Source organism: Thomasclavelia spiroformis DSM 1552 (assembly GCF_025149465.1).
GTDB lineage: Bacteria > Bacillota_I > Bacilli_A > Erysipelotrichales > Coprobacillaceae > Thomasclavelia > Thomasclavelia spiroformis.
In genome coordinates this window covers 23539-38916 of the sequence record NZ_CP102275.1, presented here as the reverse complement: position 1 = coordinate 38916, position 15378 = coordinate 23539, and the positions used below count along the sequence as shown (strand labels likewise).

Genomic DNA, 15378 nt, shown 5'->3' with positions numbered 1-15378 from the left:
TAAATATGGAAAAATTATATTCGACAGGTGAATTTGCTAAAATTGCCGGTGTAACAATAAGAACAATTAGATACTATGATAAAATTGGTCTTTTAAAGCCAACAAAAGTACTCAATAATGGTTATCGACGATATTGTAATAACGATTTAATTACATTACAAAAAATTGTATCTTTAAAACAATTAGGATTTTCATTAGAAGAAATTTATCCTTTAATTCAAGATAATGATAAAAACAGTTTTAAAAAATCAATTCAACTACAAATTTCTTTATTAGATCAAAAAATCCAAAAATTAAATGCTTTAAAAGAATCACTTAAATCAACAAAAAAATTATTAAATAAAGAAGAAATTCCTTGGGATAAAATTATTGAATTAATCAATCTATCATCAATTGAAGATAAAATAATTGAACACTATATGAATACAAATAACTTAGATACTCGAATAAGTTTTCATGATACTTTCTCAGTTAACAAAAATGATTGGTTTTCTTGGATATTTGAACAAATTGATTTTTCAACTGTTTATCGACTGCTAGAAATTGGATGTGGTAATGGTAAACTTTGGGAAAATAATCATTATAATTTACGTAATCGAGAAATATTTCTATCAGACAATTCTGCTGGTATGATAGAAGAGACAAAACAACGTTTAGGTGATGATTATAACTATTTAATAATTGATTGCAATGATATTCCTTTTAAAAGTAATTATTTTGATAATATAATTGCTAATCATGTTTTATTTTACTTAAACGATCTTAATCGTGGTTTACAAGAAATAACTAGGGTATTAAAATCTGGAGGTACTTTTTATTGTAGTACATATAGTAAATTGCATATGAAAGAAATAACTGAAATAGTTAAACAATTCGATAACAGGATTTCTTTATCAATAAATTTTCTACCTGATCATTTTGGATTGGAAAATGGAAAGGAGATTTTATCAAAATATTTTAGCTTTGTTGAACTAAAAAAATATGATGATTATTTATTAGTTAATGAAGCACAACCATTGATTGATTATATACTTAGTTGTCATGGTAATCAAAATGAATATCTTAGTAATCGTTTAAAAGAATTTAAACACTATATCAATGATTTAATAAATAAACAAAATGGTATTAAAATAACTAAAGATTGTGGATTATTTATATGTACTAAATAATAAAAGAGCTAAAAATTAGCTCTTTTATTATTTTACTTTTCCAGCATACATTTTTTCAAAATAATTTTGATATTCACCAGATAAGATATTTTGCCACCATTCTTTATTATCTAAATACCATTGAATAGTTTGTTGAATACCTGTATCGAAATTGTATTTTGGTTTCCATCCAAGTTCAGTTTCTAACTTAGTTGGATCAATAGCATATCTTCTATCATGTCCTTTTCTATCTTCAACAAATTTAATTAAAGATTCAGGTTTATTTAAAGCTTTTAAAATAGTTTTAACAACTTCTAGATTTGTTCTTTCATTATGACCACCTACATTATAAACTTCACCAACTCGACCATTTCTAATAATTAAGTCAATTGCAACACAGTGATCATATACATGTAACCAATCACGAACGTTATCACCTTTACCATATACTGGTAATTCTTCGTCAGCTAATGCTCTAGAAATCATTAATGGGATAAGTTTTTCTGGGAAATGATATGGTCCATAGTTATTAGAACATCTTGAAATTGTTACTGGCAAGCCATATGTTCTATGATAAGCTAATACAAATAAATCTGCAGAAGCTTTTGAAGAACTATATGGGCTAGAAGTATGCAATGGTGTTGTTTCTGTAAAGAATAAATCTGGGCGATCTAATGGTAAATCACCATATACTTCATCAGTAGAAACTTGATGATATCTTTTTACCCCAAATTCTTTAGCTGCATCTAATAAAGTAGTAGTTCCCATTACATTTGTTTTAACAAAAATTTCAGGATCTGTGATACTTCTATCAACATGTGATTCTGCAGCAAAGTTTACTACAATATCAAATTTTTCTTTTTCAAATAAATCAAAGATAAACTTACGATCAGCAATATCACCTTTTACAAATTTATAATTTGGTTTACCTTCAACTGGTTTACAAGTTTCTAAATTACCAGCATAAGTTAATAAATCTAAGTTTACAATCATATCTTCTGGATGATTTTCAACCATATAATGAACAAAGTTTCCTCCAATAAAACCTGCTCCACCTGTTACTAAAATTTTCATTTATTTATCTCCTTCGTATACAAATTGATTATTTGATTCTTCAAGTGTTGGTCCAGTCATATCTTTTTCACTTAAAACTGGTTCAATTCCATCTAATAATTTACCCCAATCAACATTACATGTAGGATCATCATAACGCATACCACCTTCAGATTCCTTATTATATACATTATCTACTTTATATCTAAATTCTACATCATCTGTTAAAGTTAAAAATCCATGTGCAAAGCCTTGAGGAATAAAGAATTGACGATGATTTTCTGCACTTAATTCTACAGATACCCATTTACCATAAGTAGGACTTCCTTTACGAATATCTACAGCAACATCTATAACTTTTCCTTTAGTGCATGATACTAATTTAGATTGAGCATATGGTGGATTTTGCCAATGCAAACCTCTTAATGTTCCTTTTTGTCCGCTAAATGACATATTGTCTTGAACAAAATCAACAGTTATTCCTAATTTCTCATATTTAGGTTTAGAATAAGTTTCTGTAAAATATCCACGGTGATCACCAAAAACATCTGTTTCAATAATTAATACTCCAGGAATTTCAGTTTCAATTACTTTCATATAATTTCTCCTTATTGATCTATAAATTTACCATCTAAAACATCTTTTAAATATTTACCATATTGATTCTTTTTATACAATTCATATGACTTACTTAATTGATCTTTAGTAATCCATCCATTATTATATGCAATTTCTTCTAAACAAGCAATCTTACGATTTTGATGTGTTTCTACAGTTTTCACAAAATTAGTTGCATCTACTAAACTTTCATGAGTTCCTGTATCTAGCCATGTAAAACCTTGTCCTAATAAAGTTACATCTAGATTACCCTTTTCTAAATAAATTTTATTCAAATCTGTGATTTCTAACTCACCACGTGCACTAGGTTTTATACTTTTAGCATATTCAACAACATTTTTATCATAGAAATATAACCCTGTTACTGCATAATTAGATTTAGGATTAGCTGGTTTTTCTTCTAAAGAAATAGCCTTTCCATTTTCATCAAATTCAACTACTCCAAATCTTTCTGGATCATCAACATAATATCCAAATACTGTTGCTCCACTAAATTTATTAGCTGCAGCTCTTAAATGTTTACCTAATCCATGTCCATGGAAAATATTATCTCCTAGTACCATTGCACACGCTTCTCCATCGATAAATTCTTCACCAATTATAAACGCTTGAGCTAATCCATCTGGTGATGGTTGTACTTTATATTGTAATGAGATTCCAAATTGACTTCCATCACCTAATAATTCTTCAAATCGTGGTGTATCATCTGGTGTAGAAATAATTAAAATATCTTTAATTCCTGCTTCCATTAAAATACTTAATGGATAATAAATCATTGGTTTATCATAAATTGGTAATAACTGTTTACTTGTTACTTGCGTTAAAGGATATAATCTCGTTCCAGATCCTCCTGCCAATACAATACCTTTCATTTTATATTCCTCCTTATTTACATATCCTATATTAAACCCTAACGTTACGTAATGGTCAAGGATTATATTTATTTTTATTGAATAAATGAAAATTATAAGCTAAAATATGTAAGATATTTAAAGAAAGTGTGGTTAGATGAAAGATATAAAAGTTATTATAGGGATATTAGTTGGAAATACACTCTATGCTCTTGCTGTGGCAATGTTCATCCTTCCTAATGATTTAATTACAGGTGGAACAACTGGTATAGCACTATTTCTAAATACAACATTGAATATTCCTGTTACATTATTTGTTTCTATCTTTAATATTTGTATGTTTTTATTAGGATGGAAAATTTTGGGTAAGAAATTTGCTTTAACTACTTTAATAAGTTCATTTTATTATCCATTTATCTTAGGAATTTTAGAGAATATTTTTAAAAATGAGATAATGAGTAATGATACTTTATTATGTGTTATTTTTGCGGGAATTATGATTGGTGTTGCTATTGGATTAGTTATTAGATGTGGAGCTAGTACTGGTGGTATGGATATTCCTCCGTTGATTTTAAATAAAAAATTAGGAATTCCTATTTCTATTAGTATGTATGCTTTTGATTTTTTTATTTTGCTTGGTCAAATGTTGATTCGCAAACGTGAAATGGTTTTCTATGGGATTTTGTTGGTACTAATTTATACTATTGTACTAAATAAAGTTTTAGTAATTGGAAAATCACAAATTCAGGTAAAAATTGTTAGTTCTAAATTTGAACAAATTAATAATATGATTATTAATAAATTAGATCGTGGTTCTACATTAATTCATGGTGAAACAGGTTTTATGCATAATAAGTATCCTATTGTATTAACAGTTGTTAATAATCGTGAATTAACACTTTTAAATAACTACGTTTATCAAATTGATAGTGATGCATTTATGATTATAAATAAAGTTAATGAAGTTCGTGGAAAGGGCTTTTCTTCAGAAAAAAAATATATACAAAAATAACCAAAAAAGAGATTATCACACTTTATTAAGTGTAACAATCTCTTTTTTATTTTTTAATAATGAATAAATACTGGATCACCTGAATTAATTAATTCATATAATTTTTTAGCATCTTCTTCTTTTAAATTTAAACATCCATGTGAGCCTTTTGTTTTATATAAATCAGGTGTCCACTTATCCCAATCACTACGATTTAACGCATGATACCCTGTTCCAGTCCACATAATTCTGATCCAATATTTTACTGGCGTTTCATAATCTTCACCAACTAAAACTTTTTCTAATCTTTTTTCTTTAATATACCATACTCCCGTACGAGTAATTCGATCTTGCTTTTCTGTTGGTAAACCACTGACACAAATACATGAATATGCTAATTGGCCATCACGATAGACATAAATCCTTTGTTCCGTCAAATCAATTTCACTATAATTTTTAGTATCCCAATCATTTTCAAAATTTTGGTAATCTTTTTTATATCCTTTATTGCTATAAATTGGTTCTAATTTAGTAGTTAATTTATCTATATTTTCTTGATTTTTATTTTCAATATAAGCATTTATTAGATCTTCGTCAGTTTTTTCAGTAATTATATCATAAACTTGTTCTACTATTTTATCATAATCAAGTCGCCATCCATAATCACCGCCCGAAATTTCTATAACTTGTCCGGTATGAGTAGTAAAATGACGAGTTTTTCCTACTGTTTTATATTTCAAACAAAAATCTTCAATCCATTCACTCATTTCATCCTTATCTAAAGTTACTTTACCAGAATCACCAATAATAAGCCAATCTTTAATGTCATCAGGTGTAATAGTTTCTGTTACTCCTTCTCCCATATCCCATGTAATCCAATTTAAAAGATAACTATTATATGTAGATAATTGTTTTTCAATATTTTTATTAGTTGATTTTTCATAAACATCTGGACATGCTTCTTTATCAGTTAAATCAATTTTAGTTTGAACATCTTTTAATGCTTCTTTAATAATTGTTTTAAATTCATCTATATCTAATTTATTTCCATTTACTCCTTCAACAATTTTGCCTGTTTGAGTTTTTTCGTCATATTCAACATGATCTGGAATTGATTCTTCAATTTTATAATCGTCACTTCCATTGACCAATACTGAATTATTAATTAATTTTTCTAATTTATCTTGATTGTAAGTTATCTTCAAATTAACTTCATAATCGTGATTTGCAAATATTCCAAATAAACTACGACCATCAAGATGATTAGAAAAACTCTTTTCTAGATTTTTTTCATAAGTAGCTTTTAAATCAATATCCTTACCGTTTATTTTAAATGAAATATCATTTTTTCCAATAATCTCTAACTTATAATTATTAACCCTATTAGCAATTTCTTCCTTTGATTCATTATATGTTAAATTTGATACATCTATGCTATTAACAGTAGTATTAGGATACCACTTATCTCGATAGTATATTGATGTAAAAGCAAAAAATAATATATATCCTAATAAAAGAACTCCAATAACTTTAATCCTTGTCCTTACTCTTCTTCTTTTCTTTTTCATGATACTCGAATAACTACTCCTCTTTTTCATTTTATGACCATTATATCACAAAAATTAACTGAATCAATTATTAAACATAATTAACATTAAAAACTATTCTTATTTGATAATACTTAAAAGTCGACATATGTTGTCGACTAGTTTAATCCTTCGATATCTTTTTCTGTTAGTTTTTTGCCACTTTCTATTTTATTAATAACTTTTTTTATTTTATTTAAAACTTCTTTATCTGGAATAGTAATATATGTCTTTTGTCCTTTTTGTGAATATGTATTATATGATTGAGAGTCTTTACCAGTAATTTGTACATTAAAAATATCCCAATTTGCCATATCATCTAATTGCATATTTATTAATGATTTAATATCATCGCTTGACATATCGGTTTCAAAACTTCCTTCAATTGCTGCTAAAATATTTTTATAGTTAGTAATAATTTTAGGTGACATTGCTTTTTTCAACATTGCTTTTAAAAGACGTTGTTGATTTTTTCCACGATCGAAATCACCATGTGGTAAAGTATATCTTTCACGTACAAAGCATAAAGCTTTTTCACCATCCATTTCATTCATCCCTTTTTTTATTTCATAATTGCCATGTAAGGTAGTAAATGCATATGGAGATTCGACTTCTACACCACCTAATGAATCAATGATATTGATTATACCACTAAAATTTGTTTTTGCATAATAATTAACTTTCATATCCAAAAAGTCTTCTAATGTTTGAATTGTTTCATTAATTCCATACATGGCTGAATGAGTTAATTTATCCATTTTACCATTTCTATGTAAATTTATTTGTGTATCACGTGGAACACTAATTAATAATATTTGTTTATCGATTGGATTTACACAAACCACCAAATTAACATCTGCTCGAGATATTGTTGATACAGAACCATATGTATCTATTCCTGTTAAATAAACAATGAAAGGGTTATCTACTACATCTGTTTTAGTTGTTACTGTTTCTATTTTTTCTTGTATCTCTAATGTATAAATTACATTAGTTTCATCTACAAATCCCTCATGATTTGTTTCTAAAGTACTTAAATATGATTGATCTGCAATAATACAATCAACATCACCTTTATATAAAGCATCTGCTAATTGAATATAATCTTTATATACTTCCTTTTCGGGTTCTTTATTTGTCTTATCTTGAATTTCTACCAAAGCTTTTGTAATATATGAAGTACTTTTTTTATTTTCAATTCCAATTAATTTACCATTTAAATCATTTACTTCTTCAATATTACTAGTTTTCAAAGCATAAACGGCAATAACTCGTGTCTGCATAAAAGCATCAGTAATATTACTAATGAAATTATCTCCAATGGATGCATAAACACTCCCTGTTATTAATAATATTGATAATATTAAACTAGTAATTTTGCTAAAAAATACCCTGCTTATTGAACCAGTTCTTCTTTTTTTTCTCAATCCTGATGTTATCCATATTGTCTCTGCTAAAAACAACATAATTATTAATATTACCAAAATCATATAGTATTTTAGTGGAACAACTTTTAAATTAAAAATATATGTTAAAAATACTATTGATGTAATTAATTGAATTGTTAATATTACTCCTTTTGAAGTTAATTTAGAAAATACACTTTTTCTTCTTCTTCTCTTTTTCACAATCTTCACCCCATAAATAACAGTTTTATATTATCATATTATAATATCATATCAAAGAAAAATTAGTAAATAATTGAATTGTTAAGAATAAATGTTTTTATTATAGAAAATAAAATGAGATGTTCAAATAAACATCCCATTTATTTTTTAATTTTGTGAATTATCTATTTCTGCTATATCTTCGTCAGTTATTTTCTTTCCTTCTTCAACTGAATTAATAAGCTCTGCTATCTTTTTCACTTGATCTTTATCTGGCTTCATTACATATACTTCACTTCCACGCATAGAGTAAGTTTTAGTAGTCATATAGCCTTTTCCTTGAACTTGAACATCATATATTGACCAATCTGCCATATCATTTAATTGCATATTGATTAAAGATTTAATTTCATTACTTGACATATCGGTTTCAAAACTTCCTTCAATTGCACTTAAAATGTTATTAAAATTAGTAATAATTTTTGGTGACATTGCTTTATCCATCATTGCTTTTAAAACTTTTTGTTGATTCTTACCACGATCAAAGTCTCCATTTGGCAATGCATATCTTTCACGTACAAAACATAATGCCATATCGCCATCCATTTCATTTTTACCTTTTTTAATTTGATAATTACCATGCAATGTTTCAAAACTATAATCTGATTCTACTGTAATTCCACCTAATGCATCAATAATATTAGTTATACCACTAAAATTTGTTCTTGCATAATAATTGATTTGCATATCTAAGAAATTTTCAATTGTATTAATTGTTTCACTTGTACCATAAATACCAGTATGTGTTAATTTATCCATTTTTCCATTACGATCTAATTCTATTTCACAATCACGTGGAATACTTGTCATTAAAATCTGTTTTGTTTTTGGATTAACTGTAACAATTAAATTTACATCACTTCTAGATACAGTGTTGACACTACCATAAGTATCAATTCCAGTTACATATACATTAAATGGATTTTCTGTAACATCAGTTTGTTTTGTTGTTACGCTTAATTTTGCATCATATTCATATGATTTAATAACTTTTGTTTCATTATCAAAATTTTCATGATTTGCTTCTAACATTGATTTATATTCTTGACCTACGACTATTGCATCTACTTTACCTTCATATAAAGCATCGGCAAGCATTGAATATTTATCATATCTTGTATACTCTTGTTCACCTATTTCATCTTCCATATCTGAAATAGCTTTAGCTATTGTTGTCGAATCATGTTGATAAGAAACTCCAAATTTATCGCCATCAAATTGCTCTAATTTTGTTTTTTCGTTATCTTTCATAGTAATTACTGATACCAAATATTTTTGTGTACTAACATCTGTTACATTATTAAAAAATGATTCACTTCTCATAATATACGTGGTTCCAATCATTAATACTATACTTATCAATAAGCTAATAATTTTAGTTATAGCACCTCTTTTGCTACGTAAACCTTGTTTTTGCTTTTTTTGTCCACTATACATAATAATGAAAAAGATTATTATTAATAATGCTAAAATTACTATTATCGGTATTAAATGTTTTAATGGAATTATATTTAATACAAATATAAAATATGTAAAAACTGCAGTTGCAATTAATTGTACTGTTAATACTAAATACTTAGAAGTTATAAATCTTACAAACTTATTTTCTTTCATGTGACCTCCTCTATACTTTAATTATCTTGTTAAATAATATCATATTATGTTTTATAATACAAATTTATATCGAAATTATAACATTTTTTTCTTTCGACAACTGTCGTTATTATCCTTTACAATTCGTTAATTTTTCTCGAATTAACACGAAAAATTTACATATTTAAAAAATTCCTTTCATTAGTTTTCTAAATCAAAATTTTTTTATACTTAAAGTCTTTCATCTTTAATGGTGTATAAATATAATAAATTTTGTCTACAAAGCGAAAGGGGAATAAAAAGATGACAGACATGAAAAAATATACTGTATATATTTTAGAAGAAAACAAAGATTTACTAAATAATATTAAAGAAAGTATAATTAAAACAAATAATTTTACAGTTATTGGTACAAGTGATAACGCAACAAATTGTTTAAATTATTTATCAACTAATAATTGTGATTTATTAATTATTGATTTAATGTTAACAAATATTGATGGAATTGGAGTTTTAAACAAATTAAAAACAATCAATAGTCATGCATATAATAAAGTTGTATGTATCACTAGTTTTACAAATCCTTTAATTTGTGAAAATTTAGAGAAACTAAATGTTAACTACTGTTTTAAACAACCATTTGATATTAATTATTTCACAAATACTTTAAATTCAATTATGAAAGTATCATTGGAAGATATGAAAGATATGAATCAAAATGAATCTGAAAAATACAAAAAGATTAAGTTAGAAAATGAAATAACAGAAATTCTTCATGAAGTAGGAATTCCTGCTCATATAAAAGGTTACATGTATTTAAGAACTGCAATTTTATCTACTTATTACAATATTGAATTACTTGGACAAGTTACTAAAGTACTTTATCCTGATATTGCTCGACAATATAGTACAACTGCTTCAAGAGTCGAAAGAGCAATTCGTCATGCAATCGAAGTTGCATGGAATCGTGGAAACACAGATGCTATTGATGATATTTTTGGTTATACAGTTAGTGCTACTAAATCAAAACCGACTAATTCAGAATTTATTGCTATGATTGCTGATAAATTACGTTTAGAACATCAAACCAAAGCAGCTAGTCGTCATAGTTATTTATAAATAAGTATTTCTATTTGTAAATTTTAAACAAAAACAGTTTTTAGATAATTAGCTAAAAACTGTTTTTTTATTAATAATAACTAGTTGACAAGGTATCTGCCATTTTTGAAATAAACTCTGAATTGCATGGTCTTCTTTTTGCTCTTATTCCAAATATCTTTTCCAATTCTTTTTGATTACCATTCATCCATGTTACTTTGATAACATGCCTTATTGATTGTTCTACTCTAGATGCTGTGGTACCACATTTTCTAGCTATGCTAGGATATAACTTTTTAGTTACTTCATCTAATAAATTAATATTGTTACATACTTCACTTATACCTGTTAATAAATAGTTATATCCTTTTAGATGACATGGCACACCAATATCGATAAAAATTTTATTCAATTCATTTTTTATAAGTTTGTTATCTTTTTTTTTAGAATTTTCAAATTTATCATCGAACATACGTTTAACTATTTCCATAAAATAATCTAAATTAAATGGTTTTCTTAAACAGTAATCTATTGATAATTCCTTTAGAATATCAAATATTAATATATCAAAATCACTAATACAGATCAATTTCTTAAATGATTGTGGATTATTCTTTTTCAATTGTGTTATCAGACCTACTGCATCAATATTAGTAAGCATAAAATCAATTACAAATAAATCACTTTCATGATTTATCAAATACTTCAAACATTTTATACCATCATCAAATATACCTATTATTTCATAATCACTATTACTATTTATTTTATTAACTAAACTTTCTTTCAATAAATAATCTTCTGTTAAAACTACAATGCGTATCTTCTTATTCATTTTAAATAACTTAAGTACTTTTTATGCACTTTTCCTCCCCATATAATTTATTCCCATTTTGAACACATCATTTATAAATAAAAACCTTAATACATGCTCTATAAAATATTTATATTTATCAAAATAATTTGCCAATACTTAACGCAATTTTTTAAGTACTATCAATAACATATATAGTAATAATTTTTATACTTAATTTCCCCTTTATGTATGTTAAAACCCATAAATCAACTATATATCATTATTTTCCTCTTATATTAAAATATCTTATTTTTCTTATAAAATCAATACTTTTAATCAAAAATATTTAATAGACCAAATTAGACTTATAATTTTATTTAAATAAACTACTTCCAATTCTTACCATTGTTGCCCCATATTCTAAAGCTATTTTATAATCATTTGACATTCCCATTGATAACTCAGTTAAAGAGTATTCAGGATATTTAATTTTTAGTTGATTAAATAAATCCTGTGTTAATTTAAAATATTCTCTTGTCTTTTCTGCTTCAATATTCGGGGCCATCATCATTAATCCTTTTACTTCAATATGCGGATAATTTTTTAATGTATCAAATACTTCTTCTATCTCTTCAACCTTAAAACCATGTTTACTTTCTTCTTTAGATATATTAACCTGAATTAAAACTTTCATTACCAAATTATGTTTGTTTGCTTGTTTTTCAATTTCTTTTATTAATGAATAGCTATCTACTGAATGGATTAGATCAACTTTATCAATTATATATTTTACTTTATTAGGTTGTAATGTTCCAATCATATGAAATTTACAATTACCGTTATATTTTTGATATTTTTCTAAAAATGCTTGAACACGATTTTCTCCAAAATACATTACTCCTAAGTTCTCTAATTTATTAATTTCATCTATACCTACATATTTAGTAGCTGCAATTAATTTTACATCATTCAATTCATCTAATATTTTTTTAACTGCCAATTCATTTACTACCATATTAAGATCCTCCTTACTCATTTAAATATTTTTCCTAAAAATATAATATCATTATCATGGCTTTAATAATAGTTTTATATTTTAAATTTAACTGTACACTTTATTTTAACATAATCTGTATATTTTTAAACACACAGATTAATGTTAATATATTGAATCAAGGGGGATAAATATATGAATAATAAAACATTAAAACTAGCAACAATTGGATTAATGTCAGCACTAGCTTATATATCTTTTACTTTTTTACAAATCAAAATACCAACTCCTGGCGGAACTACTTCATTTCATTTAGGAAATACATTTTGTATTTTAGCAGCATTATTACTAGGTGGAATTCCTGGTGGCTTAGCTGGAGCTATTGGCATGGGAATTGGTGACTTACTTGATCCAACATATGTCACTTATGCACCTAAAACAATAATTTTAAAATTGTTAATTGGTATTTTTACTGGCTTATTTGCTCATCAAATTTTTAAAATTAATAATTCTAAAAATGATTCAAAATTATTTGTTTATGTAATAATTTCTTCATCAGCTGGCATGCTTTTTAATATTATTGGAGAACCTATATTTGGATATTTTTATAACTTAATTATCTTAGGAACTCCTCAAAAAGCGGCTGCTACCTTAGCAAGTTGGAATGCTATTACAACTGTAGTAAACGCAATTATTACTATTATTCTATCATCATCAATTTATCTAATCATTAGACCTAGATTAATTAAAAATAATTTATTAACTAAGCTCTCACCAGACAATAGCAAAAAATATAAATAATTTTATTTTAATATGAAATAGCTAGATAACTGCTAAATCAGTTAACTAGCTATTTTTAAATATTAATGAATTTTGGTACCATTAGGTAAATTTTCAACATTAATTACTTCTAATAAATCTTTGGTTTCGCCTGCTAAAACCATTCCTTGTGATTCTACTCCCCTTAACTTAGCAGGTTTTAAGTTAGCAACAACAATTACTTTTTTACCTACAAATTCTTCTGGATTATAGTAATCTGCAATTCCGCTAACTATCTGTCTTGTTTCTTTACCTAAATTAATTTTTGATACCAGTAATTTATCAGCATCAGGATGTTTTTTACATTCCTCTACCGTTCCAACAACTAATTCAACCTTTTTAAAATCTTCAATTGTAATTAAATCATCTTCCTTTACTTCTTGTACAGTAGATAACTTTGCAACTTTCTTTTCAATTTCTTTCGAATCTAAACGTGCAAATAAAATTTCTGGTTTTTCTGTAACTTTTGTTCCTTCTTTATATGCACCAAATTCATTTAATGTTTGGTAATCTCTTTGATCTGTATTTATTTGATCTAAAATTTTATTTGCCGTTGAAGGTATAAATGGTATTAATGCGATAGCACTAAAACGAATACTTTCAATTAAATTATATAAAACTGTTGCTAAACGCTCTTTTTTACTTTCATCTTTAGCTAATGCCCATGGCATTGTTTCATCAATATATTTATTAGTTCTTCTAAGTAATGTAAAAATTGCATCTAATGCATCTGATGATTTAAAATCATCCATTTTATTTATTACTTTTTTTGGCATTTCTAATGCAATATTGATTAATTCTTCATCCACTGGTTCATATACTTTTGGATTATTAACTATTCCATCAAAATATTTATTAGACATAGAAATTGTTCTATTTACTAAATTACCTAATACATTTGCTAAATCAGAATTTATTTTTTCAACCAATAAATCCCATGTAATACTTCCATCGTTATCATATGGAATCTCATGTAATACATAATATCTAACTGCATCTACTCCAAAAATATCAACTAAATCATCTGCATAAATTACATTCCCCTTTGATTTAGACATTTTACTTTCACCTTGTAATAACCAAGGATGTCCAAATACTTGTTTTGGTAATGGAATATCTAAAGCCATTAACATGATTGGCCAATAAATTGTGTGAAAACGCACTATATCTTTTCCAATTAAATGTAAATCTGCTGGCCAATATTTTTTATATAATTCTCCATGATTACCATCTACATCATATCCTAAACCAGTGATATAATTAGTTAATGCATCTATCCATACATATACGACATGTTTTGGATCAAAGTCTACTGGAATTGACCAAGTAAACGATGTTCTTGATACGCATAGATCTTGTAAACCAGGTTTTAAGAAATTATTCATCATTTCATTTTTACGTGATACTGGTTGAATAAATTCTGGATGTTTTTCAATATGTTCAATCAGACGATCTGCATATTTTGATAATTTAAAGAAATACGCTTCTTCTTTTGCATCATTTACAGGTCCTCCACAATCTGGACATTTACCATCAACTAATTGTGATTCTGTAAAAAACGATTCACAAGCAGTACAATATTTACCTTCATAGTGTCCTAGATATATGTCACCTTGATCATATAATTTTTTAAATATCTTTTGAACTTGTTTTTTATGATACTCATCTGTAGTTCTCATAAAACGGTCATATGTTGTATCCATTAAATCCCATATTCTTTTAACTTCAGCTGCTTTTTCATCTACAAACTGTTGTGGTGGAATTCCAGCTTCTTTAGCTTTTAATTCAATTTTTTGACCATGTTCATCTGTTCCAGTTTGAAAATAAACATTATATCCTTCTTGTCTTTTAAATCTTGCAATTGCATCAGCTAAAATAATTTCATAGGTATTTCCAATATGTGGTTTTCCTGAAGTATATGTAATAGCTGTTGTAAGATAATAATCTTTTTCATTTTTCATATATTCATTCTCCTTTCAAAATAAAAAAACGTCCTTATAAAAGGACGAAATAATCGCGGTACCACCTTTTTTACACATTACTGTGCCACTCTAAACTTTTAACGCAAGTTAGACGTTTATCTTTAACTATTCAAGATAACAGCTCCGGGGCCATCTCTTAAAGCTTAACTCTTAGTTTCCACCAGCCACTAAGTCTCTATTTG

At 26.3% G+C, this 15378-nt stretch carries 13 protein-coding genes and 1 other annotated feature (1 of these 14 only partly in view); of the genes, 4 read left to right on the top strand and 9 right to left on the bottom strand.

Annotated features, from left to right (window positions below; all coding sequences use genetic code 11):
• Window positions 1-5 precede the first annotated feature (5 nt).
• Entirely contained in the window at window positions 6-1169 is a 1164-nt protein-coding gene (locus tag NQ543_RS00180) for a MerR family transcriptional regulator (RefSeq protein ID WP_039904891.1), read from the top strand.
• A 27-nt stretch (window positions 1170-1196) separates the two neighbouring features.
• On the opposite strand, the gene rfbB is transcribed toward NQ543_RS00180, so the two are convergent.
• The 3 genes from rfbB to rfbA are packed head-to-tail and all read right to left on the bottom strand — an operon-like array spanning window position 1197 to window position 3691.
• Window positions 1197-2222 carry a dTDP-glucose 4,6-dehydratase gene (gene rfbB, locus NQ543_RS00175; RefSeq protein ID WP_004610832.1) on the bottom strand — a complete coding sequence of 342 codons (1026 nt, stop codon included), beginning with the start codon at window positions 2220-2222 and terminating at the stop codon, window positions 1197-1199.
• Complete coding sequence (gene rfbC, locus NQ543_RS00170) at window positions 2223-2798, bottom strand: dTDP-4-dehydrorhamnose 3,5-epimerase (RefSeq protein WP_004610833.1); 576 nt, start codon at window positions 2796-2798, stop codon at window positions 2223-2225.
• 11 nt (window positions 2799-2809) lie between these two features.
• Window positions 2810-3691: a glucose-1-phosphate thymidylyltransferase RfbA gene (rfbA, locus tag NQ543_RS00165; RefSeq protein WP_004610834.1), complete on the bottom strand. Its 882-nt coding sequence runs from the start codon at window positions 3689-3691 to the stop codon at window positions 2810-2812.
• 136 nt (window positions 3692-3827) lie between these two features.
• Between rfbA and NQ543_RS00160 the strand changes: the two genes are divergently transcribed.
• Entirely contained in the window at window positions 3828-4682 is an 855-nt protein-coding gene (locus NQ543_RS00160) for a YitT family protein (RefSeq protein WP_004610835.1), read from the top strand.
• Window positions 4683-4735: 53 nt separating this feature from the next.
• On the opposite strand, the gene NQ543_RS00155 is transcribed toward NQ543_RS00160, so the two are convergent.
• The 3 genes from NQ543_RS00155 to NQ543_RS00145 form a co-directional block, all read right to left on the bottom strand.
• Complete coding sequence (locus tag NQ543_RS00155) at window positions 4736-6259, bottom strand: L,D-transpeptidase (RefSeq protein ID WP_187362831.1); 1524 nt, start codon at window positions 6257-6259, stop codon at window positions 4736-4738.
• Between the two features lie 107 nt (window positions 6260-6366).
• Window positions 6367-7884, bottom strand: a complete 1518-nt coding sequence (locus NQ543_RS00150) for an LCP family glycopolymer transferase (RefSeq protein WP_004610837.1) — start codon at window positions 7882-7884, stop codon at window positions 6367-6369.
• A gap of 138 nt (window positions 7885-8022) precedes the next feature.
• Window positions 8023-9528, bottom strand: a complete 1506-nt coding sequence (locus tag NQ543_RS00145; protein WP_004610838.1) for an LCP family protein — start codon at window positions 9526-9528, stop codon at window positions 8023-8025.
• A gap of 282 nt (window positions 9529-9810) precedes the next feature.
• Between NQ543_RS00145 and spo0A the strand changes: the two genes are divergently transcribed.
• Complete coding sequence (gene spo0A, locus NQ543_RS00140) at window positions 9811-10626, top strand: sporulation transcription factor Spo0A (RefSeq protein ID WP_004610839.1); 816 nt, start codon at window positions 9811-9813, stop codon at window positions 10624-10626.
• Window positions 10627-10696: 70 nt separating this feature from the next.
• Here spo0A and NQ543_RS00135 read toward each other — a convergent pair whose 3' ends face one another.
• Both NQ543_RS00135 and NQ543_RS00130 read right to left on the bottom strand, forming a co-directional pair.
• Window positions 10697-11440 (bottom strand): sporulation initiation factor Spo0A C-terminal domain-containing protein, encoded by a 744-nt coding sequence (locus NQ543_RS00135; protein ID WP_004610840.1) that lies wholly within the window; start codon window positions 11438-11440, stop codon window positions 10697-10699.
• Window positions 11441-11774: 334 nt separating this feature from the next.
• Complete coding sequence (locus NQ543_RS00130; protein WP_039904797.1) at window positions 11775-12416, bottom strand: YggS family pyridoxal phosphate-dependent enzyme; 642 nt, start codon at window positions 12414-12416, stop codon at window positions 11775-11777.
• A 174-nt stretch (window positions 12417-12590) separates the two neighbouring features.
• On the opposite strand from NQ543_RS00130, the gene NQ543_RS00125 reads away from it, so the two are divergent.
• Complete coding sequence (locus NQ543_RS00125) at window positions 12591-13196, top strand: ECF transporter S component (protein WP_004610842.1); 606 nt, start codon at window positions 12591-12593, stop codon at window positions 13194-13196.
• 62 nt (window positions 13197-13258) lie between these two features.
• Here NQ543_RS00125 and metG read toward each other — a convergent pair whose 3' ends face one another.
• Window positions 13259-15175, bottom strand: coding sequence for a methionine--tRNA ligase (gene metG / locus NQ543_RS00120; protein WP_004610843.1), 1917 nt, complete (start codon window positions 15173-15175; stop codon window positions 13259-13261).
• Window positions 15176-15212: 37 nt separating this feature from the next.
• Window positions 15213-15378, bottom strand: a binding site (T-box leader); it runs 34 nt beyond the window's last position.

Coding starts and splice junctions, on each gene's coding strand:
- NQ543_RS00145 (WP_004610838.1), bottom strand. CDS start 9,528: ATGAAAGAAAATAAGTTTGTAAGATTTATAACTTCTAAGTATTTAGTA.
- spo0A (WP_004610839.1), top strand. CDS start 9,811: ATGACAGACATGAAAAAATATACTGTATATATTTTAGAAGAAAACAAA.
- rfbC (WP_004610833.1), bottom strand. CDS start 2,798: ATGAAAGTAATTGAAACTGAAATTCCTGGAGTATTAATTATTGAAACA.
- NQ543_RS00135 (WP_004610840.1), bottom strand. CDS start 11,440: ATGAATAAGAAGATACGCATTGTAGTTTTAACAGAAGATTATTTATTG.
- metG (WP_004610843.1), bottom strand. CDS start 15,175: ATGAAAAATGAAAAAGATTATTATCTTACAACAGCTATTACATATACT.
- rfbA (WP_004610834.1), bottom strand. CDS start 3,691: ATGAAAGGTATTGTATTGGCAGGAGGATCTGGAACGAGATTATATCCT.
- NQ543_RS00160 (WP_004610835.1), top strand. CDS start 3,828: ATGAAAGATATAAAAGTTATTATAGGGATATTAGTTGGAAATACACTC.
- NQ543_RS00130 (WP_039904797.1), bottom strand. CDS start 12,416: ATGGTAGTAAATGAATTGGCAGTTAAAAAAATATTAGATGAATTGAAT.
- NQ543_RS00180 (WP_039904891.1), top strand. CDS start 6: ATGGAAAAATTATATTCGACAGGTGAATTTGCTAAAATTGCCGGTGTA.
- NQ543_RS00155 (WP_187362831.1), bottom strand. CDS start 6,259: ATGAAAAAGAGGAGTAGTTATTCGAGTATCATGAAAAAGAAAAGAAGA.
- rfbB (WP_004610832.1), bottom strand. CDS start 2,222: ATGAAAATTTTAGTAACAGGTGGAGCAGGTTTTATTGGAGGAAACTTT.
- NQ543_RS00125 (WP_004610842.1), top strand. CDS start 12,591: ATGAATAATAAAACATTAAAACTAGCAACAATTGGATTAATGTCAGCA.